The following is a 25,150-nucleotide window of genomic DNA, read 5'->3' as shown; positions in this document are numbered from 1 at the left end:
ATTGTGCGGCTTGCCGGAACCAGAGCAGGCCCGGCGACGACTATCAGACGCGGCGGACATCAACGGTGGCGGATGGAGTGGTGATGGAGTGGTTCGAGGACGAGACGTTGTGGACCGGGTTCGGGGAGGTGATGTTCTCCGCCGAGCGTGCCGCCGAGGCCGAGGCGCGGGTGTCGATGTCTCCGCTGCTGCGCGTGCCGGCCGGGGCCGCCGTGCTGGATCTGGGGTGCGGGCCGGGGACGTACACGATTCCGCTGGCCCGCCGGGGCGCGGCGGTCACCGGCGTGGACCTCAGCGCGGCGCTGCTCGACCGGGCCGTGACGGCCGCGTCCGCCGCGGGTGTCGGCATCCGGCTCGTCCGGGCCGACATGCGTGAGTTCGTCGAGCCGGACCGGTACGACCTCGCGATCAGCATGTACACGTCGTTCGGGTTGTTCGCCGACCACGACCAGAACATGCGGGTGCTGCGCAACGTCCTGGCCAGCCTCAAGCCCGGCGGTCGGGCGCTCATCGACCTGTACGGCAAGGAGATCGCGGCCCGCGACGGCCTCGCCCCGAAGATCGTCGACGTCGATGGTGGCACGCTCGTCGTGCGCGGCACGGTCCTCGCCGGCTGGACCCGGTTCCGGGACGACTTCCTCCTGGTCCGGGACGGTCAGGCGCGCACGGCCGTCGTCGAGCACGCGCTCTACAGCGCCGCCGAGCTCAAGGGGATGCTCCGCGAGGCGGGCTTCACCGACGTCGACTGCTTCGGCGGCTTCGACGGGGAGCCGTTCGACAACCACGCCCGGCGGCTGATCGTCCGCGGCCGACGCGGCTAGCACGACTGGCGGGTGCGGACGTGGACCGCGCCCGCCGCGGCGACGGCACGGTGGGTGGCGATCTCCGCCGTCGGTCCTTCGGCGAGCACGATGCCGGCGTAGCCACGCCCGTCGGCGACGTGCGCGATGCGGGTGCCGATGGCCTTGGTCGGATACCAGCGCGGCCGACCCGGATAGCGGTGCAGGTCATCGATCCCCTGCACGGCGACGAGCTCACCGGCCCGCTGCGGGTAGGCCAGGACGAACGCCACCGCCGGACCGCCGGGCAGGGCCGCGTCGAGCAGGCGGGGGCGACGGCCGAGCGCGAGGTCGACGAGGCCGGCGTAGACGTTGACCCCGAGCGCGCGGCACATCGCCTCGCCGACCAGCGCGCCGCCGATGCGGGGGTTCACCTCGATCAGCTGCGGACCGTCGGTGGTCATGGCGATCTCGATGTGCGCGAACCGGTCGGTGTAGCCGAGGGCCGCCAGCACCGCGCCGGCCCACGCCTCGATCTCGCGGAGCTCGTCGGGTGGCAGCGCCACGGGGAACGCCGTCACGTCCTCCCGGAACCACGGCTGGGCCGACATGAGCCGGCTCGACAGTCCCAGCAGCCTGGTCTGCCCGGCCCAGGTCACGGTCTCGGCGCTGTAGACGGGCCCGGGTAGGAACGGCTCGGCGAACAGGCTCCCGAACAGCGCCGCGTCCGTGGCCTCGCCGCGGAGGCGGGCGAGGTCGTCGGCGTCGCGGACGAGCCACACGTTCGCGCTGCTGGTGCCGGCGGTGTCCTTGACCACGGCGGGCAGCCCGACCGCCGACGCGAGCCGGTCGAGGCTCACCGTGGCCGCGTCGTCCACCGGGAAGGGCACGACCCGGCTCAGGTTCCTGCGGTGCAGCAGGTCGCGGACGCGGGCCTTGTCGCGGACCAGCCGGATCGTCGCCGGGTCGATGCCGGGCAGGCCGAGCTCGGCGGCGAGTTCGGCGCCGGTCACTCCCCAGGTGTCCGTCGAGCTGATCAGCCCCCGCAGGTCGCCGATCGCGCGCAGGGCCTTGCCGACCGCTTGGCGGTCGTGCGTGTCGACCGGGATGACGTCGATGGTGCCGGGCGGCAGCGTGGCCAGCTCGTGGAGGTAGAGCGGCTCGACGCCGGTCAGCAGCGCCAGCCGCTCACCGCAGGAGTGGGCGGCCCTGGCGAGGTGGGCGAGGCCGAAGGAGAGCATCTCGATGCACGCGATGGTCACGATGGATAGGTCGGGCGGGTGGGGCGAAGGGTTCCCATGGATCGACATCCATCGTTGATGCCGAGGGCGAGCAGGGTCTGCGTGTAGGGGTGGGCGGGCTGGTCGGTGACCTGGTCGGTCGGGCCATGCTCGACGATCCGACCGCCCCTCATGACCGCGATCCGGTCGGCGAGCTGCGCGACGACCGCGAGGTCGTGGGTGATGAACAGGCAACCGAACTCAAGCTGGTCCCGCAGGTCGCAGAGCAGGTTGAGAACCTTCGCCTGCACCGACACGTCGAGCGCGGTGACCGGCTCGTCGCAGATCAGCAGCCGCGGTCGCAACGCCAACGCGCGGGCGATCGCCACCCGCTGCTGCTGCCCTCCGGAGAGTCGCGCGGGGCGGCGGTCGCCCAGCGCGGGGTCGAGCCCGACGAGGTCCAGCAGCTCGTCAACCCGCGCGGACCGGGACCGGGTGTCACCGATCCGGTGGATCTGCAGCGGCTCGGCGATCGCCTGCCGGATCGTGTGCCGCGGGCTGAGCGTCAGGAAGGGATCCTGGAACACCATCTGGATCTGACGACGGTGTGCCCGCAACGCCCGGCCCCGCAACGCGTGCACGTCGACGCCCGCGAGGTGCACCGTCCCAGTGCGGGGGCGGTGCAGGCCGGTGACGACCCGCGCCAGTGTCGTCTTGCCGCAGCCGGACTCGCCGACCAGCCCGACGATCTCACCGGCCGCCACCCGCAACGTGACGTCCTCGACGACCGTCCGGGTGGCACCGTAGCCGGCGGTCACCCGATCGACTGCTAGCACGAGTCCTCCCTGGTCGGCGGGTGCAGGCACGCCGACCGGTGCGCGGTCGCCGGAAGCAGCGGTTGCAGGGCCGGGGGCTCGTGCTCGCAGCTGTCCTGGCGTGATGAGCACCGGGGCGCGAAGCCGCAGCCGGCGAGGTCGTCCGGGCCGCCTCCGGCGAGGCCCGGCATGGTGCGGAACCGGGTGCCCGGCGCCGTCCTGGGACGCGGCACGGCGTCCAGCAGCCCGCGCGTGTAGGGATGGTCCGGCTTGTCGATCACGTTGGCGGCCGGGCCCGATTCCACGATCCGGCCGCCGTACACGACGGCCACGGTGTCGGCGACCCGCGACACCACCACCAGGTCGTGACTGACGATGATCATCGCCATGCCCAGCTCGTCGCGCAGCCGCGCCAGCAGGTCGAGCAGCTGCGCCTGCACCGTCGCGTCGAGGGCGGACGTCGGCTCGTCGGCGACCAGCAGCTCCGGCTCACCGGCGAGCGCGATGGCGATCTGCGCCCGCTGACGCATGCCGCCGGACAGCTGGTGCGGGAACTGACGGGCGACCGCCACCGGATCCGGCAGGCCGGCCAGCCGCAGCAGCTCCCCGCTGACCCGGCGGGTCGCGGCCCGCCGTCCGCCCCGGCCGGCGTTGCGGACGGCCTCGTCGACGTGCGCACCGATGGTCCGCAACGGGTTGAGGAACGCGCCGCTGTCCTGGAAGACCACGCCGACCCTGCGGCCGTTGATCCGGCGCCGCTCGCCCGGGGGGAGACCGATCAGCTCGTGGGTACCCAGCAGTGCGGAGCCGGTCACCGTCGCGCTCGGGTCGAGCAGCCCGAACGGCGCGAGCGCGGCCGTGGTCTTGCCGCTGCCGGTCTCGCCGACGAACGCGAGCACCTGCCCGCGCCGCACCTCGTAGGACATGCCGGCGACGATGCGCCGGGAAGCGCTGCCGTCGGGGTACGTGACGGACAGGTCCCGCACCCGCAGCACGGTGCCCGGATCGGGGGACGCGGCCGACCGGGTGGCGCGGCGGATCCGTCCCGGGCGGACCAGACGGATGATCGACGGTCGTTCCGCACCGGCCGCGAGCCGTTCGCCGAGCAGGTTGCTGGCGAACACCACGGCCGTGATCGCGACACCGGGCGGGTAGGCCAGCCACCACGCGGAGGCCAGGAACGGCCGCCCCTCGATGAGCATCTGGCCCCACTCCGCGTACGGCGGGGCGACCCCGAGGCCGAGAAAGCTCAGCGTGGCGACGGCGAGCACGACGGTGCCGACGTCCGTACTGGCGTAGACCAGGCAGGGCCCCAGCGCCAACGGCAGCAGGTGCCGGCCGATGATCCGGCCGTGACCGGCGCCGAGCAGGCGCAGGGCGTCCAGGTGCGGGCTGCCGCGCATGCCGGCGACGCGAGCCCGCGCGATCCGGGCGTACGGCGCCCACGACCACAGCGCGAGCGCGAGGATCAGGTTGTCCACGCCCGGGCCGCGCACCCCGATCACCGCGAGCGCCACCAGCATCCCCGGCAGTGACACGACCACGTCGATCACCCGGGAGACCACGCGGTCGACCCAACCGCCCGCGTAGCCGGCCACGGTGCCGACGACCGCACCGGCGGTCAGGGAGATAGCCAGCACCGCCGCCGTGATCGCCAGGGAGATCTGCGCGCCGTAGAGCAGCCGGCTGAGCTGGTCGCGGCCGAGCTGGTCGGTGCCGAGAAGGTGCTCGGCAGACGGCGACGCCAGACCGGCCGCGAGGTCGTTGGCGGTGGGGTCCGCCGGGGCGATCAGCGGCGCCAGCAGTCCCGCCACCGCGAACACGACCAGCGGCACCGCGACCAGCGTCGTCCGCACCCTGCCGCGGTTCACGACGAGCTCCGGCGGGCGCGCGGGTCGATGAGGCCGTGCAGGACGTCGGCGCACCGGTTGGCCAGGATGAACCCCCCGCCCATGACGAGCACGGCGGCCTGCAGCGCCGGTACGTCCCGCGCCCCGGCCGCCTGCACGAAGTAGGCCCCGAGGCCGGGCCAGCCGAAGATCTTCTCCACCACGACGGTGGCCACCAGGAGGCTGCCGATGCCGAACCCCGCCACCGACAGGATCGGCCCCGCCGCGTTGGGCAGGCCGTCCCGGAGCACGATCGACAGCGGGCTGCTCCCCCGCGCCTGCGCCGCGCGCACGTACGGCCGGTCCAACGCCTCGCGCAGCGTGACCGCGACGACCCGGCTGAGCACTCCGGCCGCCGGCAGGCCGAGCACCGCCATCGGCATGATCCACGTCCGCGGGCCCGCCATCCCCGACGTCGGCACCAGGTGCAGACGCAGCGCCAGGAACAACACCAACAGGTAGCTCAGCCAGAACGCCGGCACCGACGTGACCAACAGCGCGCCGACCCGCAGGCCACCGCGCAGCGCGCCACGCCCCAGCACCGCCCCGGCGACGCCGACCGCCACCCCGACCACGAGCGCCACCGTCGCGGAGCCGGCGACCAGCCCGAACGTGACCCCCAGCCGGTCGGCGACCTCGGGTCCCACGGGCGTGTTCGTCCTCAGCGACAGCCCGAAGTCGCCGGTGCTGGCATGGGCGAGCCACCTCAGGTACCGCACCGGGGCGGGATCGTCGAGGCCGAGCTCGACGCGGACCGCCTCGATCTGCTCGGGCGTGGCCGGTCGTCCGGCCCGGGTCGCCGCGAGCACCGCCGCCGGGTCGCCACGGGCGAGCAGCACCAGGGCGAACGTGCCGACCGACATGGCCAGCAGCACCCCGACGGTGTCGGCGGCCCAGCGTGTGACGTATCCACCGGCGGCGACCAGGCGATCGGGGACCCTCACTCGACGGTGACTCCGGTCAGCTCCAGGTCGACGTCGGTGGGCGGCACCGCGAAGCCCTTGACGGCGTCCCGGGCGGCCCACAGGCGCGGCCGGTAGACCAGCGGCACGAAGCCCGCGTCGGCGGCCACCGCATCGTAGAGCGCCTGGTATGCCGCGCTGCGGGTGGCCGGGGCGGTGGCGTAGAGCGCCTTGTCGACCAGGTCCTCGGTGGCCGGGGTCGCCCACAGCGGGGCCCGGGCACCGGAGGTGAACAGCGAGACGATCGACCCGGACGGGTCGTACGGCGCGCCGAGCCCCTCGAAGAACGTGATGTCGTACGCGCCCTCGGCCCGCTCGTCGTAGTAGGTGGCGGAGTCGACCGGGGCGATCTCGACCGTGATACCGACCTCATTGAGGGACGCGGCGATCGCGGCGGCCATGGCGCGCGGGTCGAGCTGCCCCTCGGCCGGGGCGGCGGGGATGAGCATCTTGAGAGAGAGCTTCTTGCCGTCCTTGACGCGGGCGTCGCCGCTGGGCGTGTAGCCGGCCGCGTCGAGCGTGCGGCGGGCGGCGTCCTGGTCGACGACGACCGGCAGGTCGGTGCCGGAGTCGGGGACGCCCGGCGGGAACACCCGCCGGGCCGGCTCGCCGTAGCCCAGCAGCAGCGCCTTCGCCAGGGCGGCGGTGTCGACCGCCTGCCGGACCGCCTCGCGGACGGCACGGTCACCGGCCGGGCCCTTCGCGTTGAACCCGAGGATGATCGAAACGTCCGGCGCGCCGGTGAGCAGTGCGACGTCGGCGCGGTCGGCCAGCGACCGGGCCTCCACCGGCGTGATCGGGGCCAGGTACGAGCCGCCGATGAGATCGAGCTCGCCGTTGCCGAGCGCGTCGATGCGGGCCTGCGAGTCGGGGATGACCTTGAACTCGAGCTTCTCCAGCTTCGGCTTCGCCCCCCAGTAGGCGTCGTTGCGGGCCAGTGTGACACCGGTGGCTGACTGAGATTCCACCTTCCAGGGCCCGGTGCCGACCGGGTTGTGGAACTCGCCGCTCGCGGTCGCGGACTTCGGGCTGAGCAGCCGCACCGGCCGCACGATCGACATCTCCTGCAGCAGCGGCTCGTACGGCTCGGACAGCGTCAGCCGCACGGTGTCCGCGTCCGGGGTGTCCACGGCCGAGATGATCTGCGAGGCGCGGAAGAACGTGAACTTCTTGTTGCCGATCCACCGGTCGAAGTTCCACTTCACGGCGGCGGAGTCCAGTGGCGTCCCGTCGCTGAAGGCGACCCCGTCGCGCAGGTCGAACGTGACCTGCTTGCCGCCCTCGGCGACGGTCCACGACTGCGCGAGCCCCGGCTCCAGCTTGCCGCCCTCCGCGTAGGTGACCAGCGGCTCGTAGATCGCGTCGAGCAGCAGGAAGTTGCCGGTAAACGCGTGCGGATCCAGCGCGCCGGACTCCCCGCTCAGGCCGATGCGCAGCACCGTGGAGCTGGCGTCGTCGGCACCGGCGTCGACGGTGCACGCACTGACCAACATGATCGACGCTACGAGGGGGGCGAGCAGGCGTAGTCGTGACACGGGCTCTCCTGGGCGGACGCTGACCAGACGGCTCGGCGGCGATTCGTCGGCCACCGCTGAAGTAGTCGGCGGCACAATGCCCCTGGTTCCCCCGAGATCGGTCAATTCGTCATTCGCGAAGATTCCCTGTGCACCGGAACCGGCACGGCCGTGGACGCGACCTGAACGAAGCGCTAGACATCGACCTAGATGACTGGCCTTGGATGCCCGCGCTCCGCCGCCCCCACCAGCGGCACAACACGAGGGACGACCACCCATGCCATTCACGGTCCCGCCCGAAGCCGTCACGACCGTCCACAGCCATGTCACCGACGCCCTCAGGACGCCACGCCTCATCCGCCTGTCGGACAACACCATGCTCGTCCGGTTCGAGACGCTGAAGATCTACGCCGCCCTCGGCGCCGTCCGGGCCCTGCTCGCCGACGGCACCGTGCGGCCGGGAGACACCGTCGTCGACAGTTCGAGCGGCATCTACGCCCTGGCCCTGGCGATGGTCTGCCACCGCTACGACCTCCGCTGCCACATCGTCGCCTCGACCACCGTGACACCGACGATCCGGTCGCAGTTGGAAATCCTCGGCGCGACAGTGGACCAGATGCCAGCCGAATCCGATCTGCGCCTCGATCAGGACCGCAGGGTCGCGCGGGTACGCCAACTGCTGCACGACCACCCCGAGATGCACTGGATGCGCCAGTACCACGACCCCAACCACTACCTGGGATACGCAGAACTGGCCGGCCTCGTACGCATCGCGCTTGCCGGAAGGCCCCTGACGGTAGTGGCCAGCGTCGGCACCGGCGCGTCGAGCGCCGGCCTGATCCAGCCGCTACGCCAGCACGACCCGTCGACCAAACTCGTCGGAGTCCAGCCGTTCGGCAGCGTCAGCTTCGGCAGCGAGCGCTTCCAGGACCCCGAGGCCATCATCGCCGGCATCGGCAGCGCCATCCCCTTCGACAACGTCCGCCCCGACCTCTACGACCGGTTGCACTGGCTGACGTTCCACTACGCCATGGCCGGCACGGTCGACCTGATGCGGACACACGCCGTCTTCGCTGGCCTGTCCACCGGAGCGGCCTTCCTGGCAGCAGCGTGGGAGGCACAGCGTCACCCCGAACGCGAGCACCTCGTCATCGGCGCCGACACCGGGCACCGATACGTGGACCGGGTATTCGCCCGGCACGAGGAGGCCCTAGACCCGGCCCCGCTCAAACCCACCGAGATCGACGCCCTCACAGACCTGGCATTCCCATGGTCAACCATGGACTGGGACCGGCGCGCCCACCCGGACCATGCACTACCCACCCGCACCGTTTCACGTCCCTACCCGGAGATGTACCGAGCACCCGATCATGAACAGGGATGCTGAGGAGTCATCAGCCCGGTTGGCACGGACAGGTCGCCGTCGTGCAGGACCTCGACAGTGGAGATCTGACGGATCCCTGGAACCCGTGGCCTGGAAGGTGAGAGCGGTGATGGGAGGACGCTGCAGCAGCTTGCCGTCGGCGGTGCCGGCCCGTCGACGCGACCCGCCGCAAGGACTTCCTGCCGACGCCGTCCGGGCGGGTCTGCAGCGGTAGGAGCGGTGCTCTCACCGGGCCATCTCTTGCCATAGACAGCTCGCGGCGACGATGAGGATCACCAACAGCACCTCGATCCAGGCGAGAGGGCCGTTGGCAACGATCAGCCGAGCAGGCGCACCACCAGCCCCTCCACGGCGAGGATGATGGACCACAGGATCAACGCCCTGTCCAACGGACCACACCCAGGCCAACACGGAGAACTACGCAGTCCTAGGGCACGGAAAGAACTGTCGCCCAGACGCAGTCGCTCGAAGGTCGCCTCGCCGCCGAGGGTCAGATTCCCACGGCCAGTCCGGCGACGCCGGCAGTTTGTCGGCTCCGATAACGGACGGCTACGCGGTTCTGGGCCGGTTCTGTTGGATCTTCTCGGCGACGGCGTCGGCGGCGTCGTGGCGCATCTTCCTGGTGACGCTCTGGTAGGTGTCGCGGGTGAGGGTGGTGGTGGAGTGGCCGAGTTGTTCGGAGACGACCTTGATGTCCACTCCGGCGTCGAGGGCGATGGTGGCCGCGCTGTGCCTCAGGTCGTGCAGGCGGATCGGTGGGAACCCGGCCTGGCGGACGAGCCTGCGGAAGCGTTGGGTGACCCCGCTGGGATGCCACGGCCGGCCGTCGGGGCGGACGAAGAACAGGCCGGTGTCGGGCCACGCCTCGCCGGCGGCGAGGCGCCACTGGGCGCGGCGGGCCCGGTAGGCGGCGAGGACCCTGACCGTTTCGGCGTCGAGGGCGAGGTCGCGGTTGCCCGCCCTGCTCTTGGGCTTCTTGCGTACCGGCGTGTAGCCGTGGCTGGCGATCTGGTGGTTGATCGTCATCTCGCGCCTGTCGAGGCGGACCTCGGCGTCGAGCAGCCCACACGCCTCCCCACGGCGGGGGCCCCGGTAGGCCATGAGGTGCCACATCGGGTACAGGTCGGGCATGTGCTCGCGGGCGTGGTCGAGGAACGCGACGACCTGTTCGTCGGTCCACACCATGACCGGTCCGGGAACCTTCCCGGTGTCCTTCCACCGGTGTACGCGTTCGGCCTCCCACACGATCGGCACAGGCCGGTCGGCGGGGACCTTGACCAGCGCGGCGGGGTTGGAACCGACGATCACCTCCTCGGCGAGGGCGTCGTTGATGGCCTTGCGCAGGCAGGCGCGGATACGCTGCCGGGTCGACGCGCCGGTGGGCCGCACACCCACGACCGAGGCGCGCACGTCAGGGTCCGCGCTGGACTTCGCCGCAAGGATCTCCTGGTTGCGGCGTTCGATCGCGGCGAACATGGCCCTGATGTGGCCGGTGCGCAGCCGGTCCAGCGGGATCTCCCCGAGGTGCGGGATCAGGTGCACCCGGGTGAGCGACTCGTAGCCGACCGCGGTGTTGTCATCGACGGTGAGGTGGGTGAGCCACTCGGTGAGGTACTCGCCGACGGTGACCATGTCGGCCAGCGAACCGTCACCGCGCAGCCGTTGCCGGATCCGGTCCACCTCGGGCAGCGGCCGGCCCGCGCGCACGCAGGTCTGCAGCAGGTCGGCGATCTCGGTGCGGCGGCGCCGGTCCCCGACGGCGAGGGCGAGCAGCGCCCGCGCGTGGTCCAGCTCGGCGGCGGCGTCGCGGCGGGTCGACAGCCCGGACCGGCGCAACTGCCGACGGCGGCCGTCGCTGGTGGCCGGCAGTTCCAGCTGGTAGGCCCAGTGGCCGTGCTCGAAGCTCCAGGCCTTGTTGGGACGACGCAGCTTCGGGCAGTCGTTGCCCAGCGGCCTGCCGGTATCGGGATGGCGGCAGCCGCAGCGCTTGAAGATGCTCCCGTCTGGCATAGCGTGTGGTGCTCCTCGGGTTGGGGGTGCGGCATCGGTTTGTCGATCGACATCCACGCGTGACACGCCGCGACGATCAAGTCATCGACGGACCGGCCGCCGACAGGGTCGACGCTGCGGCCGGCGGGGCCGCCCTCCGGCCCCGGCGAGGCCGAAGGGCACCGTGGGACGTGGCTGACACGGTGAGGCGGTCAGGGCGGGTCACCGCAGTCGTCAGCGGCCCGTTCGCCGGGCCCGGTGTCGGTCGGATGCGGTAGGTGCAGCATGGCCAGGATCGGCGCGGTCGGTACCCGGTAGTGGGCACCGACCCGGTACAGCGGCGTGGGGAACGCGTCGCGGCGCGCCAGCTTGTAGGCGGCCGACCGGGACATGCCCAGGATCGCGGCGGCCGTCGCGAGGTCGGTGCTCGGACCCAGCGCGCGGATCCGCTCGACGGTCCAGGGTTGCCGCTCCTCACAGCGGGACGCCTCACCGGCGGCGGGCGTAGCGGTTCGGGTTCGTCGTGGCGATCGCATGATCGATCTCCCTGCTGAAGAAACTCGCGGTGACGTGGTGACAGCACCCGGCGGCGCGGCACGCCGGGTGCGAGCGGTGCGAGGCGTGTCCTGGCGTACGGGCCGTGACACGGCGGTAGCGTGGTCGGCCAGCGGCAGCGGGAGGTCAACGGTGGCCAGGACGTGGTTGTCGATCCGGGTCGAACTCGTCTCCGGGCGGGGCGAGGACTACTGGCCCCGGCCGGGCCGGATCCTCGCCGCCGCCAGATCGCACACGTTCGAGCAACTGGGCGCCGCCATCGACCTGGCCTTCGCCCGCTGGGACCTCGCGCACCTACGTCTGTTCACCCTCGCCGACCAGACCCCCGTCTGCTCCTTCCGCACCTGGGAAGACATGCCGGACGGCGCGATGGACAGCGACAGGACCACACTGAGCCGACTCGCACCGGGCGACCAGTTCGCCTACGTGTTCGACATGGGCGACGACTGGACCCACCTCTGCAGCGTCGCCGACCACCGCATCGACCCACTCGACGAACTCGGCCTCGTGGCCACCCAGCCCACCCCGTACCAGGGCTGGGGCGACCTACCGGACCAGTACGGCCGCCGCTGGGACGGCGACAACGGATCCCCCGCGCCAAGACGACCCAGCAACCCCCTGGCCGACCTGCCACCCATCCTGCCCGGGTGGGGACCCGACCGTGGTAGCCACAGCCGGCAACCGTCATGACCGAACACCACACATCCGCCCAGCGCCACAGCTAGAGGTGATGTCGACAAACACGGCGACCGGGTCGGACACTTTCTGCCCGCGACCGCAGAGCCATGAGACCCCGGCGCGGGGGCGAGGACACTCGCTGCGGCAACTGACCAGGCAAGCTGAGGTGATCCACATCGGCCCGCCAACTGCCGGCCAGCTCGCCGACCACGATGCGCTCACACCCCCAAACCGGGCTCTGTCAGCTCCGGCGAACACTTCCCAGCCTCACAGCCCACTCACAAAGCCTGACAAGGCCATCACTGACAGCGCAGAACATGCGGGGTAGCGGCTGCGGCGGTCAAGTCCCGTGACGTGCGGATCCGTCAGATCAACGAAGCGCTCTTAGGTGCCCCGCCCTTGACCCATACTGTGCTCGTCGGGGACGTGCAGGCACAGCATCGATACAGACGTCAGCGAAGCTCAACGCTGGGACCACGCGCTACGTGGCGGGCAGCTCTTCGTGGACCCAGGTCACGCTGGTGGGTCGTTGGCCTGAGGTGACGTACTCGATGACGGCGTTGCGGGCGGTTGCGGTGTTTACCCGGGCCAGCTCGGCGGGGATGTCGCGTAGGCCGGTGTCGGGCGACTCGTACACGGTGATCGGCCTGTCGGCATCGAGGCCGGTGGCGTGGCTGCCGTCGGGGAGCCACCGCAGTGCGGCCCGGTCGGCGTCCACGTCGATGTCGATGCGCAACACCGGCCCGTTGGCGGTGCCGATGGTGAGTGTCTGCCCGCATTCTCCGTGGGGCATGATCGCCGTGACCTGTTCGTCGAAGCGGCGTCCCGCCTCGTCCGGGCTGGTCAGGTCGTAGGGGTGCCCGTGGTAGTCGCGTAGCAGCGGGGTCATCGGCTGATCCTTTCTCCGGTGCCGGTGTAGACACGGTGCCACCAGGTGGTGCCGCCGTCGCGGGTGACCCACACCCGTAGGCGGCTTCCTGCGGGCAGGATGGCCGGCAGGATCTTGTCACACGTCCAGGGGTAGGCCTGGTCTCGGTCGTTGGTGCCGCAGACGGTGTTGTCGATGGCAAGGTCCGCCTCGCCGCCGCCAACGCGGCGCAGGTGCGCGGCGGCCTTTGACTCGACGTGGTCGTAGAAGGTGACCGGGGGTCCACGTAGCGGGTCGTGGACGAGGTCAGCGGCCAAGGACCGGTCGCCTCCTCCGGACGTGACCGGCATTCCGTCGAGGAATCCTTGGGTGGGACGGGTGCTGCCCGCCGGCCGAGGAGGCAGAGAGCCAGCGGTGGCACGGACGGTGTCGGGTAGTGCGCCAGGATCGACCTGCCGCCAGGCGGGGTCGACTGGTGCCGGGAAGGTGTTCTGCCCACCATCAGATGCCGATCCCTGACCAGGGGGCGGACCCGTGGGGTGGACGGGTGACACGGGCGCGGGCTGGACGGCGGACGCGTTATCGCCGCCTGTAGCCGAGGCGGCGAGCACACCGACGTGGTGGGCTTGCGTCAGTGCGGCGTTGACGGCGTGACGCGCGGCCTCCCCACGGGTTCGAAGGACGTGGAGAAGGTCGTTCACTCTCTGCAGGCCCGCCAGCGTCGGGCCGGGCTGACCTCCCCGCAAGGCGCCCACAACGTGCTGCTGCGCTTGCCCGATCTGCGCCGCCGACGCGGCGATGCCGTTGTCGACAACCGTGAGGGCCGCAGCCACCGACGCCAGCACGGCGGTGACCTCTTGCGGGGAGGACTGCTGCGGAACCGCCGCGACCACACGCGCCGTCTCGCCGAGGACACCACCTATCGAGGTCAGCTGCGCCTGCACCTGCCCGAGAACGCCCCGCACCGGTGTAAGCCCTGCCGCGACCGCCGTGAAGCCGGCGGCCGCGGCCCGGACGGCGATCTGCTCCACTGCGTCGTTCATCGCCCGCACGTGCTGCTCAGTACTGGCGACACCGGCGGCCATCGCCTTCAGGTCACCGATGATGTCGTCGATCAGCGACATCACCCGTCCTCACCCGCCGGCCCTCATGCCCCACTGCTTCGAGGCTATAGATCAGCATGGAGACAAGACAACGCCAGGCCAAGCGGACGACCCTGGCATCGTGTCGCCACGACCAGGGCGCGGAGCCTTTGCAGGCTCCGGTCAGGAGCCCTCCGGATTCTGCCAGTGGGCACCAGTGGCTCTGGATCGCAGCCCATGATCATCGCGCTCTGTCACAGCGAGATCACGATTTGTCGGGCGGTGTAGACCTTGCCACTGATTGTGAGCCTCTTCTGGGTAGCGACGATTCACGTCGTTCACGTCCCCGAGGAGGATGTCCGTGCGTGGTACACCGTGGTGCGGCGGCATGCACAGTTCGAAGCAGTGCGCCCGTCTCGTTGCCCGCCACGACTGGCGCAGGTCATGCCAAGGGCTTCGGCGTCCGGATCAGATCCGTCTGGCTGCTGGGGGCGCGGGCGTGGGATGCGGACGGTGACCAGCGATGAAGCGAACGAGCAGTTCATCTCCTTCTACACAGCGTGGCGAGGAAAGCTGTTCAAGGCGGTAGCGGCCTGGACCGGCGACCGGCATGCCGCGGAAGACGTCGTGCAGGAAGTCATGATCTTGGTGCGCCACTACTGGGGCCGCTACACCCGACCGGAGATCCTCATGTACCGGCTGGCCCGCCAACAACTTGCCCGCCGAGTCGCTATACCAGTACAGATGGACTCGCTGGAACAGCGCCAGGAGGCAGACGACCTGCCCGCTGGCCCCGCTCGCGACCTGGACCAGCAGCTGGATCTCCTCGCCGCGCTACGTCGGCTGCCCACGCGACAACGGGAGGTCGTGGTGCTGACCGAACTATGTGATCTCGACCAGTCCGCCGCTGCGGAGATCCTCGGCATCAGCGTGTCGGCACTCAAGACCCACAAGGCCCGCGGGCTACGCACCCTGCAGGAGCGGCTGGCTGGCGCCAGGGCCGACACCGAAGGAGGGAAAAGCGCGTGAGCATCGCAGACGACCTGAAACATGCGGTAGACACCTGCCTCGGCCCCCGATCGACCCGCAACACCTCGGTGGAGGCCCGTCGGGTCCTGCACCTGCACGCGCAGCGCGCGGCCGACCCGCTTCAGCGCCGACAGATGGACGACACCATCGCGGACGCCGAACTCGGCACCGCGGCCTACCTACTCGGCGTGCACTACCAGATTCACGGACGGCGGGACCAAGCCGAGCACTGGCTACACATCGCCGCCGTCCACGACGTCGCAGACGCCGCGGTACGCCTGGCGATGCTGCTCGAGTACCGCTCCGTCGTCACTGCCAATACCAGCATCGACACCCCGTCGACACCCGACGACGACCTGGCGCGGGCACGACGGTGGTACCAGGCCGGCGCGAAGGCCGGCTATCGCACCCACGACGCCGGTGACCCGGCGCCTCTTACCCCGCTGGCATTCGACTGCTGCCCAGCCGTGGCGCAGGCCGCCGGCACAGAGGAAGCCGACGAGATCATCAGCGGCGCCCGCCGTCAGGCAGCCGCTTTGCTGCGCCAGGCCCGCGCCGATGTGAAGGTGATCATCGACGCCGCCCGCCACGAGGTCAACGACCTCGCGCGACAACGCGCCGAGGTCGAGAAGCAGATGCGGCTCCTGCAACACGTCGTCACGGACATCGCCGCCACCGAGACCCAACCCCGACGACGCTGGCGACGACTCCTGGCCAGAGGAAGAACCCTCGCCCCCCGCAGCGTGGAACCCGACGCGTGGCAACAGATGCGCGATCACCTACGCGCACACGACAGCACCCCGCAACGACGCGCCGTACGCCGGTCGGTGATCACCCGGATCATGACCCTCCTGAAACTCGGAGACGCCGCAGAGCTGGACATCCTCGACCTCGACGTCGAGACCAAGGAAGCGATCTCACGCCACAACTGGGCACGACCAGACGTGCCGATACGAGCCCGCGCGGGGTGAAGGCGCACAAGCCGGCGGCGCTGGCCGGCGGGGCAGCATCGAGCAAGGCTAGGTGATCCACTCGACGATCACCGGGCCGAGCGTGCGGGGCCACCGCGTCAGCAGCGTTGCCGTTCCGTCCCGCCGTGCCCTCTCCGCCTCGATCGGCGGGCACACCCCTCCGGGTCTGGTCCGAGTTCCCTTTACGAGCTCGAACGCTCTACAGCCGTGACTGGGCGCGGGGCCGTGCGCATTCTGGCGTCGGCAGCCCCGCTCCCGGGGCTGCCGACGCCGAGATGTAGGGCGGTTCAGGACGAGCAGGTGTTGAGCATGCTTTGCAGGGCAGACTTCTCCGACGATTGCAGCCGCAGGCCCCAGGCGTACTTCACGGTGATCCACATCTTGCTGTAGGTGCAGCGGTACGACGACAGCGATGGTTGCCATGTCGACGGGTCCTGATCGCCTTTGGACTGGTTGACGTTGTCGGTCACCGCGATCAGTTGCGGGTGTGACAGGTCATTGGCGAAGCTCTGCCGGCGGCTGGTCGTCCAGGAGTTCGCGCCGGAGCGCCACGCCTCGGCAAGGGGGACCACATGGTCGATGTCGACGTCCGACGCGGCAGTCCAAGTCACCCCGTCATAAGGGCTGTACCAGCGGCCTGATGTGGCCTGACATGAGGTGTTGACGACGACTGAGGTGCCGTCGCGCTTGAGAACCTGCTCGCGCGTGTCACAGCTGCCGCTGATGGTGATCCAGTGGGGAAACAGGTCGCGGGAGTAGCCACTGGTGGAACCCTCGTTGGCGACGGCGAGGGCATTGAGCTGCGACTGCGCGGTCGCCTTGGAGGGGATCCCCGGTGGCGTCGCCTCCGCTGTGCCCACGCTGGTGGTCGAGAGGAACGCACCGACGAGCGTGGCGAGTGTCAGCGTCACGGCGCGCACACGGGGTCGTGTGAGCCCGGGCGTCTTCGTAGTCGGTCGTGTCATCTCATGCCTCCAGATCAACGACAACAGGCGGACTGATCATCATCGATCTACGTGGCGGTGGGATGGCGTTGCTGTGAAGAATCGGGAAGGCCGACCGCGCCGCGTGAGCCCGACGGCCATACCGAGGCGTCGCCCAGCATCCACCCAGCGCGGTGACAACCCGGGCCTTGGAGTGCCGGGTCTCCCCGGCCACGGTCAGGTCGGGGCCGATGGCCAGGACGTCGGGGCGGCGGCGCGCTCGCGGCCGTCACACCTCGACCTCGACGGTGCCGCCGACGGACTCCCAGGTGCGGGCCTTGCGTTCCTTGAGCGCTTGTGGGTATCGGTTTCGGGTTCGTGCTCCGGGCACGGTGAGCGGCCGTCCTCGTGCCGGAACATCGGGCCGTGGCGTCCTTCGACGAAGGTCAGCCAGACCGGGATGCGGGGGAGGTTGTTCTGGATCCGGTGGCGCACGCAGAGCAGACGGAGCAACTTCTTGCCGCCGATGCCATGGGGCCTGTCGTTGGCGAGCCGTTCGCGCAGGTCGGGCTGCTCAGGATGGCCCCAGAGGTTGAGCCGTGGCTGCATCTCGATCTCGACGGATACGCAGAACACTCCGTCGCTGAGGGCGAGCGAGTCGAGCTGCTCCCACACTGGTCGGGACACGAATCCCCCTGCCGAAGATCGGCAAAGCCGTTGCCATCGTTGAGTTACGCATCACCCACTCACCGCATCGGACGTCGACAGCCTTCGAAGTGGTCAGGTTTCACGAAGGCCCGTTCTTGGCTTGCGCTGCGCGTGGCCTCTGTGTGACTTGAGCTCTGCAACGGGCTGGGCCAGGCGGCGAACGCTGTCACTTCCCGTGGAGTCGTAGCTGCGTGGATCGTCGACGCGTCGCTGCAGGTAGATCCCGCTATCGCGAGCGGTCGGGTGCCAGAACTGGGCGGAGTTCAAGGAAGCGTGACCCGTGCCGGGTCGGTTGCTGGTGGTCGAGCCTCCGTAGGCGGGGGTGCGCCCGTGGGGCTACGGAGGGGGCGGTGGCTGTTGTCGGCTTCGCGGGAGCAGTGTTGGCAGCGTTGTGGGCAGGGTGTGCGGGGTACGGCGGTGGTGAGGCCGCTGTCGCGCAGGATGGTGGCGACGGTCTGGTCGAGGGTGCTGGTTTCGGGGATGACGGTTTCGGTGGGGGTGTGGAGTAGGTCGCGGTGGGTGTACCAGTGGCGCATCTCGTCGGGGGTGACGGGGATGGGTTCGGCGCGGGTGAGGTGGCGGCGGACGGTTTCGTCGTAGGACACGTCGAGGTAGAACACGGCGGTTGGTCCGGGGTGGTGGTCGATGAGGTGGTGCAGGGCGTCGGCGTAGCGTTCGGTGTGCAGGATGCCTTCAAGGATGACGTGGTAGCCCAGGTCGAGGGCGGTGCGGGCGGTCGCGGTGATGAACGCCGGCGCGACCGGGTTGATGTGCGCGGTGTCGTGCTCGCGTAGCAGGGTTCGGCGTAGGTAGTCCTGTTCCAAGAGCGCGGCACCGCGGCCGTAGCGGCGCCGCGCCTCCCGCGCCGCCGACGTCTTCCCGCTGCCGGAGTTGCCGCGGATGATCACGAGCGTGGGTGGGACAAGGTCCCCGGGGCGAGACGTGGGCATCAGGTACCCCTTCATGCGACGGTGCTACGGCGTCGGCGTGCGCATATTCGATCAGGCCGGTGTGACAGGGTTGGGTGCCTTACTGGCTGGTTCCGGCGGTGATGCAGGTCCCAGCCAGAGAGGTTCTCCTCGTGGTTGGGGACGAGGTTGGTGTTGAACCATGCGGCGTCGGGCCGTCGCGACTGTTCCCATTGGCGCAGCCCAGGTCCGTGGCGTGGTCAGGGACAGGGAGTGGGCGCTGTCGGTGAGGTTCGCGGCAGCGGTGGTCGCGGTGGTGTGTCCGACGCCGTGCTTGCCGTCACCCAGGACGGTGAAGGCGCGTTGTGGTCTGCCGGAGATGACGGAGTAGGCCGTCCATGACAGCCAGCCCAGGGGCGCGGTGGTAGGTCGCGATTCTGTGGCATTTCGCAGCGTGGCCAGACGCCTCACGTTCGCGGGAGACGGGTGTACCGGCACCTGGACGCGGTGTCGAAGTTCCATGTCGAGGATGGTCGACATCGTTGAGTTGGCGTTGAGTGATGGACATGACCCGGGCCTCAACCGTCGGCACCACTTCTCGATGAAGGGGCGCTTCGGCGCGGTGGCCTGGTTCCGCGAGGGCCGTGCGCCTTCGGGCTGGTGTAGGTGTCCCGAGGTCGTGTTCATCCTCGGGTGGATGAGCAAGAGCGTCCCGGCGGTGTGGTTGTGAGTGATGGGGAGAGTGGCGCGTACATGAGTGTCGACACGGTGAGCGGTAAGGGCCTTCGTGCCGCGATGGTTGATCAGCTGATCGCTGATCACGCGGCGAAGGGGCTGACGATGCGGCCGGAGGTGGAGGCGGCGCTGAGGGCGGTTCCCCGCGAGCTGTTCACGCCGGGGGTGGCGGTGGAGGAGGCGTACCGCGGCGACACCGCAGTGATCACCAAGCGGCGCGGCGACGAGACCGTCAGTTCCGTGTCGGCTCCGTGGCTGATCGCGGAGATGCTCGGTCAGGCCGCTGACGCCCTCGGCGGGTTGCAGGGGCGGCATGTGCTGGAGGTCGGATCGGGTGGCTACAACGCGTCGCTGTTGCGGGAGTTGGTAGGCCCGTCGGGTTCGGTGCGGACCGTGGACATCGACCCAGACGTGACCGCGCGGGCCGTGGCGTGCCTCGCGGCAGCGGGCTACGGCGATGTCACGGTTGTGTGCGCGGACGCGGAGCAGCCGATCGGGCCGGTCCGCCGCTACGACCTGATCATCGTGACGGCCGGTGCGTGGGACATTCCTCCGGCGTGGATGGCGCAGCTGGCGGAGGATGGTGTGCTCGTCGCGCCGCTGCGGACGTTCGGGATGACCCGGTCGTGGGCGCTGCGACGGGTTGGTGACCGGCTGGTCAGCCACAGCCAGCGGCTGTGTGGGTTCGTGGCGATGCAGGGCGCCGGCGCCCACGAGATGCGGTACGTCGACATCGCCGACGGCGTCCATCTGCGGCTGGACGAGGGTCAGCGGGTCGATCCGGAATCCGTCGGCGGCCTGCTGACGCAGCGGCGGGAGCAGGCGTGGGCCGGGGTGAGCCTGCCGCCTCGCACCGTTCTGGCCGACCTGGACCTGTGGCTGGCGGCCCGGCTCGCCGACGAGGCGGGTCAGTTCGTGGTGCTCTCCGCGCAGCAGGAGGCGGTCGATGCCGGAGTCGTCGCTCCCGCGTGGCGTTTCGGTACGCCCGCCGTCCTGCGTGAGGGCACGTTCACCTACCGGTCGGCGTTGCGCTGGACCGAGGACATGTTCGACTTGGGCGCATGCGCGCACGGGCCCGACGCTCCTGCTGAGGCGGGGTGCCTCGTCGGGCACATGCGCGCGTGGGTGGATGCTGGCCAGCCCTCGCCGGTGCTGCACGTCCTGGCCGCAGGTACTCCCGACGGCGACCTGCCGGCCGGGACGGTGCTGGACAAGCGGCACAGCCGTGTCGTCCTCACCTTCACCCCCGCATAGGAAGGACAGCGAGTGGACACCAAGGAACTCGAGGAGTACGACCTAGACGTCACCCTGGTGGACGCCGGACCCGCCGCGAGCGGGTACGCCACCAACACCGACGACAACTGCGGCTCGGGCAACACGGGCTCCAACGCCTGCTCCGGCGGCAGGTAACAGGCTTTCACCTTCCGGGCCCGGCGTTGGTCAACGCCGGGCCCCCGGTTTCGAGGGTGCGTCATGTTCTCCATGGCTGGTGCGGCGCTGATCAGAGCCGCCGCCTACCCGAGCGGTATGGCCCTTCCCGCATGGCCCGACCTGACGTCCGACCAGCCCGAGCGGTGGCGCGAGTGGCTGACGACGGCATGGGCGCTACCCGGGTTCGCCGTCGCCGTCGCTGGGGCCACACCGCAGCTGGCCGAGCAGATCACCCAGGCCGTGGCCGGCGAACCGGTCTCCCTGTGCCGACTGCGACGGGTGGTCGAGTCGGCTGTTCGGTACCTGCTGAGATGGACCACCCGCGCGACCCCGTTCGGAACCTTCGCCGGCGTCGCTCCGGTCGAGTGCGGTGCCCGCGCGTCGGTCCGCTGGGGCGAGGCGCATCACGAAGTTCCTCGACCTGACGGGCAGTTCGTCGCCGGCCACACCGCGCGGGCCGAGCAGGACCTGGCCCTGCTGCGCGACGTCGCGGTGGTGACGAACTCGTTGGGCTACCGCCGCGGCGACAGGTGGGTGCTGCCCTGCGCCCGCGCCGACGGCGACCGCCGGTGGGATGTGGAGATTCGCCTGACCGGGCCAATCCAGGCGGCGCTCGAAGCGGCGACGTCCCCGCTGCGGTTCGCCGAGCTCGCCACCCGGATCGCCGGGGCGACTCTCACCGAGGTCGGCGTGACCGAACGCCTGCTGGCCTCGCTGGTACGGGCGGGTGTCCTTCTGTCCGCGCTGCGGCCGGCGATGACCGTCACCGACCCGGCCACGTACCTGGCCCGCCACCTCGCGCTACCCGACCCCGGCGATCGCGTCGCGGTCGATCTGCGGATCGACGCCTCGGTGACGCTGCCCCCGGCGGTGCTGCGTGAGGCGGGCCGGGCCGCGTCGACGCTAGCGGCGATGGCACCACCCCATGCCGGATGGGCGGAGTACCACGCAGCGTTCATCGAACGGTGGGGTCCGGGCGCGGCCGTTCCGGTACGCGACGTGCTGAACGTCCTGGGCTTTCCCGCCGGATACCGGGGTTCGACCCGACGCGTACCCGCGGTGTTCACCACCCGAGACCGCCTGCTCACGCAGCTCGCCCAGCAGTCCGCGCTGAACGACTGCGCGGAGATCGTCCTCGACGACGAGCTGATCGGCCGCCTTCGCAGCGACGACCGACCGCTGATGCCGCACACCGAGCTACGGTTCACCCTCGCCGCCGATACCCCACGCGACTTGGACCGAGGCGCGTTCACCTTGACCGTGGTCAGCGGATCCCGCCACGCCGGTGCCGCCTCCGGCCGTTTCCTCCACCTGCTCACCAACGCCGAGCTGGCATCGTGGCAGCAGGTCTACCAGCGCCTACCGACCGTCCTGCCCGGCGCGCACGTGACACAGCTGTCCGGCCCGCCACTGGACGCTCGCCTGACCCCGCTAGCCCGGACCCCGAAACTGCTGCCGGTCCTGCCGGTCGGGGACTTCCACCCCGATCCGCCCTACATCGTCGCGGACCTCGCCGTGACCGGCGACGGCCAACGACTCTGGTTGGTGTCGCGCACGACCGGCCGACCGATCGAGCCGTTGCTGCTCAACAGCGTGCTGTTACCCGGTCTCCAACAGCCCTTGCTGCGGTTCCTGACCGAGATCTGGACGGCGTGGTCGGCTCCGTGCAGCAGATTCGACTGGGGCCACGCCCACGGCCTGCCGTTCCTGCCACGCGTTCGCCACGGACGCAGCGTCCTGCACCCCGCCCGCTGGGCCATCGACCGATCAGCTCTTGCCCGTACTGCGCCGTGGCCGGAGTGGCGCGACACATGGCTGCGACACCGTGACCGGCACCGCATCCCCGGCGAGGTCCTAGTGGGAGACGACGACGTGCGGCTGCGTCTAGACCTGGACGACGACGCCCACCTGGCAGTACTACGCACGCACCTCGCCCGACATGCCCGCACCATCCTCACCGAGGCCCCGGGCCCGGCGGGCTGGATCGGTGGCAGGCCCGCCGAACTCCTACTCACCCTCACCGCCGCGCCGCCGGCCGCCCCGCCGCCCCGGCCGGTCCGTGCCGTATCGGCCCTGCGGCACCGACCCGGCCAGTCACCGTGGCTGGAAGCCAGGGTGTACGGGCAGCCAGACGACATCCTCGCCGATCTCGCCCGCCAGCCCACCAACATCCTGCCAGCCGGCTGGTGGTTTCTGCGGTACCCCGACCCCGAACCCCACCTGCGGCTGCGCATCCCCCAACACCGGGTGGGGCGGTTCGCCGACACCGCCAGAGACCTCGCCCGGTGGGCACAGCGCCTGGAACACGACGGCGTCCTGCACGACTACACCCTGCACACATACCGGCCGGAAACCCGCCACGGCACCGGCCCAGCCCTCGCCGCCGCCGAAGCGGTGTTCGCCGCTGACTCCCGCGCGGCCCTACGACGGCTAACCGGCGACCGGCAAGCCGCCACCGCCGCCACGATGATCACCATCGCCGACGGATTCACCGGCGGCGACGGACCCCGCTGGCTCACCGAGCACGTCCCCCACCGCAGCGGCCCCCGCCTGAACCCCGCCCAACTCGACCGCGCCCGCATCCCCCACCGAGACAACGACCTCACCACGGCGTTGGCTACCTACCGGAGGCTGGCCCACACCGACGGCCTCGATCTCGACCACGTGCTGGCCGACCTGCTGCACCTGCACCACGCCCGGATGATCGGCGTCGACACCGCCTCCGAGCGGCACTGCCTGCGCCTGGCCCGCGCCGTCGCCCGCACCCACCGGGAAACGACATGACAACCGGCCAGTCACTCGCCGACGGCGCAGCCGGCGTCGCCCTCCTGCACCTGGAAACCGGCAACTGGCCAGCCGCGCACGCAGCCCTGCGAGACGCCACCGCCAACGGCGTCAGCATCGCCGACGGCGCCAGCCTCTACTACGGTGCCCCCGCGCTCGCCTTCGTTCTCGCCTCGACCAGCCACCCAGGCCTTGCCCGCGCACGAGCGGTCGCAGCGTCCGGGACCGCCACGGTGACCCGACGGCGGCTGCACGCAGCCCACCGCCGCCTAGACTCCCGCCTGCGGCCGCACTACGCCGAGTACGACCTCATCCGCGGCCTGACCGGACTCGGTGTCGCCCTGCGCCGCCTCGGCGACCACGACCTGCTCCGCCAGGTGTTGGACTACCTGGTCCGACTCACCGAACCCCTCAAGGGACTTCCCGGCTGGTGGTGCGCCAACAGCCCCGACCGCGACCAGCCGCCACCACCCGGAGGCCACGCTAACCACGGTATGGCCCACGGCATCACCGGCCCGCTCGCGCTCCTCGCCCTGACCCTGAGCGACCGCGTCACCGTAACCGGCCATACTGACGCGATTCACCGCATCTGCCGATGGCTCGACAGTTGGCAGCAACACAGCACCGACGCCGCCTGGTGGCCGCAAACACTCACCCTCGCCGACCTACACCACGGCACACCAGCACAGCGGCAACCGCTGCGCCCCTCCTGGTGCTACGGCACCCCCGGCATCGCCCGAGCACAGCAACTGGCCGCCCTCGCCCTGCGCGACACCATCCGCCAACGCCGCGCCGAAGCCGCCTTCACCGCCTGCGTCAACGACCCCGTCCAGACCCGCCGGCTCCACGACCGCAGTCTCTGTCACGGCACGGCCGGGCTGCTCGCCACCGGCCGTCGCATCACCGCAGACGCCCTCATACCGACATCCCTCACCCCACTGGCACGTCTGCACCAGAACGCCGATCCCACCAAGGAAGAAGGCACCGGGCTCCTCGACGGGACCACCGGCTCCGCCCTCGCCACAGCCGCAGCCACCTCCACCTCCTGGGACGCCTGCCTCCTACTCACCTGACGAAAGGCCAACCGTGGAAGAAGGCACCTGGAAGCAGGTCACCATCACCTATCCCGGACAGGACCGCCAGGAACGCGAGCGACACGCCGTGCCGCACCTACGCCACATCCTGCCCGCCGCCGAAACATCCGGGCTCATCACCTCCTGGTGGTTCATACGCAAAGGCGCCTGGCGCATCCGCTACCTGCCAACCCCACCGCATGACGGCCACGATCCAGTACACCGCCTACTCACCGACGCGGTCACCTGGACCACCGACATCTACGAACCTGAGATCCACGCCTTCGGCGGCCCCGACGCGATGAACGCCGCCCACACACTGTTCCACCACGACAGCCACCACCTCCTCACCTACCTCCACACCCCGCCGGTCGACCGTCGGGAACGCTCACTGACCCTGTGCACCGCGCTCATGCGCGCCGCAGGACTGGACCTCAACGAACAAGGCGACGTCTGGGCCCACGTCGCCCAGCACCGCGCCGAACACCTCAACCGGCCAACCACCCCCCACACCTGGGAGGCCTTCACCGGCAAGGTCCGCCACCTCCTACTCGGCTCAACCCGCGACACCCACGACTGGCAGGCCGGGTTCGACAACGCCGGAACCGCCCTCCAACACCTACGCGAGACAGGCAGGCTCACCCGCGGCCTACGCGCAGTCATCGCAGAACACGTGATCTTCCACTGGAACCGACTCGGCCTCCCCGCCACCACCCAAGCCACACTCGCCCAAGCGGCCACGGAGGCCATCTTCGGCAGCGCTCCCTCGTTGCCCAGGAGATAGAAGTGGAGTCCTACCCGCCACGCCAGCGAGCCATACGATTCAGCTCCACGCCCAGCTCGCCCGCCTTCC

At 70.5% G+C, this 25,150-nt stretch carries 23 protein-coding genes; 11 read left to right on the top strand and 12 right to left on the bottom strand.

All coding sequences use genetic code 11. From position 1 onward, the window contains the following. Positions 1-83 precede the first annotated feature (83 nt). Positions 84-821, top strand: coding sequence for a class I SAM-dependent methyltransferase (locus tag O7633_RS23435; protein ID WP_043963881.1), 738 nt, complete (start codon positions 84-86; stop codon positions 819-821). On the opposite strand, the gene O7633_RS23430 is transcribed toward O7633_RS23435, so the two are convergent. From O7633_RS23430 to O7633_RS23410, 5 genes are read right to left on the bottom strand one after another with little or no spacing between them, the layout of a single operon-like run. Continuing rightward, positions 818-2,041: an ATP-grasp domain-containing protein gene (locus O7633_RS23430; protein WP_278131616.1), complete on the bottom strand. Its 1,224-nt coding sequence runs from the start codon at positions 2,039-2,041 to the stop codon at positions 818-820. The genes O7633_RS23435 and O7633_RS23430 overlap by 4 nt on opposite strands. Beyond that, entirely contained in the window at positions 2,038-2,835 is a 798-nt protein-coding gene (locus O7633_RS23425; protein ID WP_229406606.1) for an ATP-binding cassette domain-containing protein, read from the bottom strand. Before O7633_RS23425 ends, O7633_RS23430 begins: the two co-directional genes overlap by 4 nt. Next, positions 2,829-4,685, bottom strand: a complete 1,857-nt coding sequence (locus O7633_RS23420) for a dipeptide/oligopeptide/nickel ABC transporter permease/ATP-binding protein (protein ID WP_052503624.1) — start codon at positions 4,683-4,685, stop codon at positions 2,829-2,831. Before O7633_RS23420 ends, O7633_RS23425 begins: the two co-directional genes overlap by 7 nt. Then, complete coding sequence (locus O7633_RS23415) at positions 4,682-5,647, bottom strand: ABC transporter permease (RefSeq protein WP_052503623.1); 966 nt, start codon at positions 5,645-5,647, stop codon at positions 4,682-4,684. Before O7633_RS23415 ends, O7633_RS23420 begins: the two co-directional genes overlap by 4 nt. Further along, the gene (locus O7633_RS23410; RefSeq protein ID WP_043961692.1) at positions 5,644-7,158 is read right to left on the bottom strand and encodes an ABC transporter substrate-binding protein; all 1,515 of its coding nucleotides are present in this window, start codon (positions 7,156-7,158) and stop codon (positions 5,644-5,646) included. Before O7633_RS23410 ends, O7633_RS23415 begins: the two co-directional genes overlap by 4 nt. A gap of 298 nt (positions 7,159-7,456) precedes the next feature. On the opposite strand from O7633_RS23410, the gene O7633_RS23405 reads away from it, so the two are divergent. After that, complete coding sequence (locus O7633_RS23405; RefSeq protein ID WP_229406605.1) at positions 7,457-8,566, top strand: pyridoxal-phosphate dependent enzyme; 1,110 nt, start codon at positions 7,457-7,459, stop codon at positions 8,564-8,566. A 546-nt stretch (positions 8,567-9,112) separates the two neighbouring features. Here O7633_RS23405 and O7633_RS23400 read toward each other — a convergent pair. Next, positions 9,113-10,573 carry a site-specific integrase gene (locus O7633_RS23400; RefSeq protein WP_278131609.1) on the bottom strand — a complete coding sequence of 487 codons (1,461 nt, stop codon included), beginning with the start codon at positions 10,571-10,573 and terminating at the stop codon, positions 9,113-9,115. Between the two features lie 191 nt (positions 10,574-10,764). Then, positions 10,765-11,088: a helix-turn-helix domain-containing protein gene (locus O7633_RS23395; protein ID WP_278131607.1), complete on the bottom strand. Its 324-nt coding sequence runs from the start codon at positions 11,086-11,088 to the stop codon at positions 10,765-10,767. Positions 11,089-11,239: 151 nt separating this feature from the next. Between O7633_RS23395 and O7633_RS23390 the strand changes: the two genes are divergently transcribed. Then, positions 11,240-11,797, top strand: a complete 558-nt coding sequence (locus tag O7633_RS23390) for a hypothetical protein (RefSeq protein ID WP_278131604.1) — start codon at positions 11,240-11,242, stop codon at positions 11,795-11,797. A 469-nt stretch (positions 11,798-12,266) separates the two neighbouring features. Here O7633_RS23390 and O7633_RS23385 read toward each other — a convergent pair whose 3' ends face one another. Then, the gene (locus O7633_RS23385) at positions 12,267-12,674 is read right to left on the bottom strand and encodes an Imm1 family immunity protein (RefSeq protein WP_278131602.1); all 408 of its coding nucleotides are present in this window, start codon (positions 12,672-12,674) and stop codon (positions 12,267-12,269) included. Next, the gene (locus O7633_RS23380; RefSeq protein ID WP_278131601.1) at positions 12,671-13,777 is read right to left on the bottom strand and encodes a DUF6244 family protein; all 1,107 of its coding nucleotides are present in this window, start codon (positions 13,775-13,777) and stop codon (positions 12,671-12,673) included. Before O7633_RS23380 ends, O7633_RS23385 begins: the two co-directional genes overlap by 4 nt. Before the next feature lie 471 nt (positions 13,778-14,248). Here O7633_RS23380 and O7633_RS23375 point away from each other — a divergent pair, with 471 nt between their 5' ends. Together O7633_RS23375 and O7633_RS23370 are read left to right on the top strand one after the other, a co-directional pair. Then, positions 14,249-14,764 carry a sigma-70 family RNA polymerase sigma factor gene (locus O7633_RS23375; protein ID WP_278131600.1) on the top strand — a complete coding sequence of 172 codons (516 nt, stop codon included), beginning with the start codon at positions 14,249-14,251 and terminating at the stop codon, positions 14,762-14,764. After that, positions 14,761-15,735 (top strand): hypothetical protein, encoded by a 975-nt coding sequence (locus tag O7633_RS23370; protein ID WP_278131599.1) that lies wholly within the window; start codon positions 14,761-14,763, stop codon positions 15,733-15,735. Before O7633_RS23375 ends, O7633_RS23370 begins: the two co-directional genes overlap by 4 nt. Before the next feature lie 287 nt (positions 15,736-16,022). Here O7633_RS23370 and O7633_RS23365 read toward each other — a convergent pair whose 3' ends face one another. From O7633_RS23365 to O7633_RS23355, 3 genes are all read right to left on the bottom strand, one after another. Then, positions 16,023-16,700, bottom strand: coding sequence for a DUF1524 domain-containing protein (locus tag O7633_RS23365; protein WP_278131597.1), 678 nt, complete (start codon positions 16,698-16,700; stop codon positions 16,023-16,025). Positions 16,701-16,895: 195 nt separating this feature from the next. Then, entirely contained in the window at positions 16,896-17,333 is a 438-nt protein-coding gene (locus O7633_RS23360; protein ID WP_278131596.1) for a hypothetical protein, read from the bottom strand. Positions 17,334-17,629: 296 nt separating this feature from the next. Beyond that, a complete protein-coding gene (locus tag O7633_RS23355; RefSeq protein WP_278131594.1) occupies positions 17,630-18,316 on the bottom strand; it encodes an AAA family ATPase in 687 nt (228 codons plus the stop codon). A gap of 487 nt (positions 18,317-18,803) precedes the next feature. Here O7633_RS23355 and O7633_RS23350 point away from each other — a divergent pair, with 487 nt between their 5' ends. From O7633_RS23350 to O7633_RS23325, 6 genes are all read left to right on the top strand, one after another. Then, positions 18,804-19,004 (top strand): hypothetical protein, encoded by a 201-nt coding sequence (locus O7633_RS23350; protein WP_278131592.1) that lies wholly within the window; start codon positions 18,804-18,806, stop codon positions 19,002-19,004. Positions 19,005-19,027: 23 nt separating this feature from the next. Further along, entirely contained in the window at positions 19,028-20,263 is a 1,236-nt protein-coding gene (gene fxlM / locus O7633_RS23345; RefSeq protein ID WP_278131589.1) for a methyltransferase, FxLD system, read from the top strand. Between the two features lie 12 nt (positions 20,264-20,275). Further along, positions 20,276-20,419: an FxLD family lanthipeptide gene (locus O7633_RS23340; RefSeq protein WP_074475007.1), complete on the top strand. Its 144-nt coding sequence runs from the start codon at positions 20,276-20,278 to the stop codon at positions 20,417-20,419. 63 nt (positions 20,420-20,482) lie between these two features. Further along, positions 20,483-23,224 (top strand): lantibiotic dehydratase, encoded by a 2,742-nt coding sequence (locus O7633_RS23335; RefSeq protein ID WP_278131585.1) that lies wholly within the window; start codon positions 20,483-20,485, stop codon positions 23,222-23,224. Continuing rightward, a complete protein-coding gene (locus tag O7633_RS23330; protein WP_278131584.1) occupies positions 23,221-24,297 on the top strand; it encodes a lanthionine synthetase C family protein in 1,077 nt (358 codons plus the stop codon). Before O7633_RS23335 ends, O7633_RS23330 begins: the two co-directional genes overlap by 4 nt. Positions 24,298-24,310: 13 nt before the next feature. After that, on the top strand, positions 24,311-25,081 hold the full coding sequence (locus tag O7633_RS23325) for a thiopeptide-type bacteriocin biosynthesis protein (protein WP_278131582.1): 771 nt from the start codon (positions 24,311-24,313) through the stop codon (positions 25,079-25,081). The last annotated feature ends 69 nt before the right edge of the window (positions 25,082-25,150 follow it).

The sequence above is a fragment of the Micromonospora sp. WMMD712 genome, assembly GCF_029581295.1.
GTDB classification, from domain to species: Bacteria; Actinomycetota; Actinomycetes; order Mycobacteriales; family Micromonosporaceae; genus Micromonospora; species Micromonospora carbonacea.
Note: the sequence above shows the minus strand (reverse complement) of the source record. Positions and strands in the feature narration are given on the sequence as shown.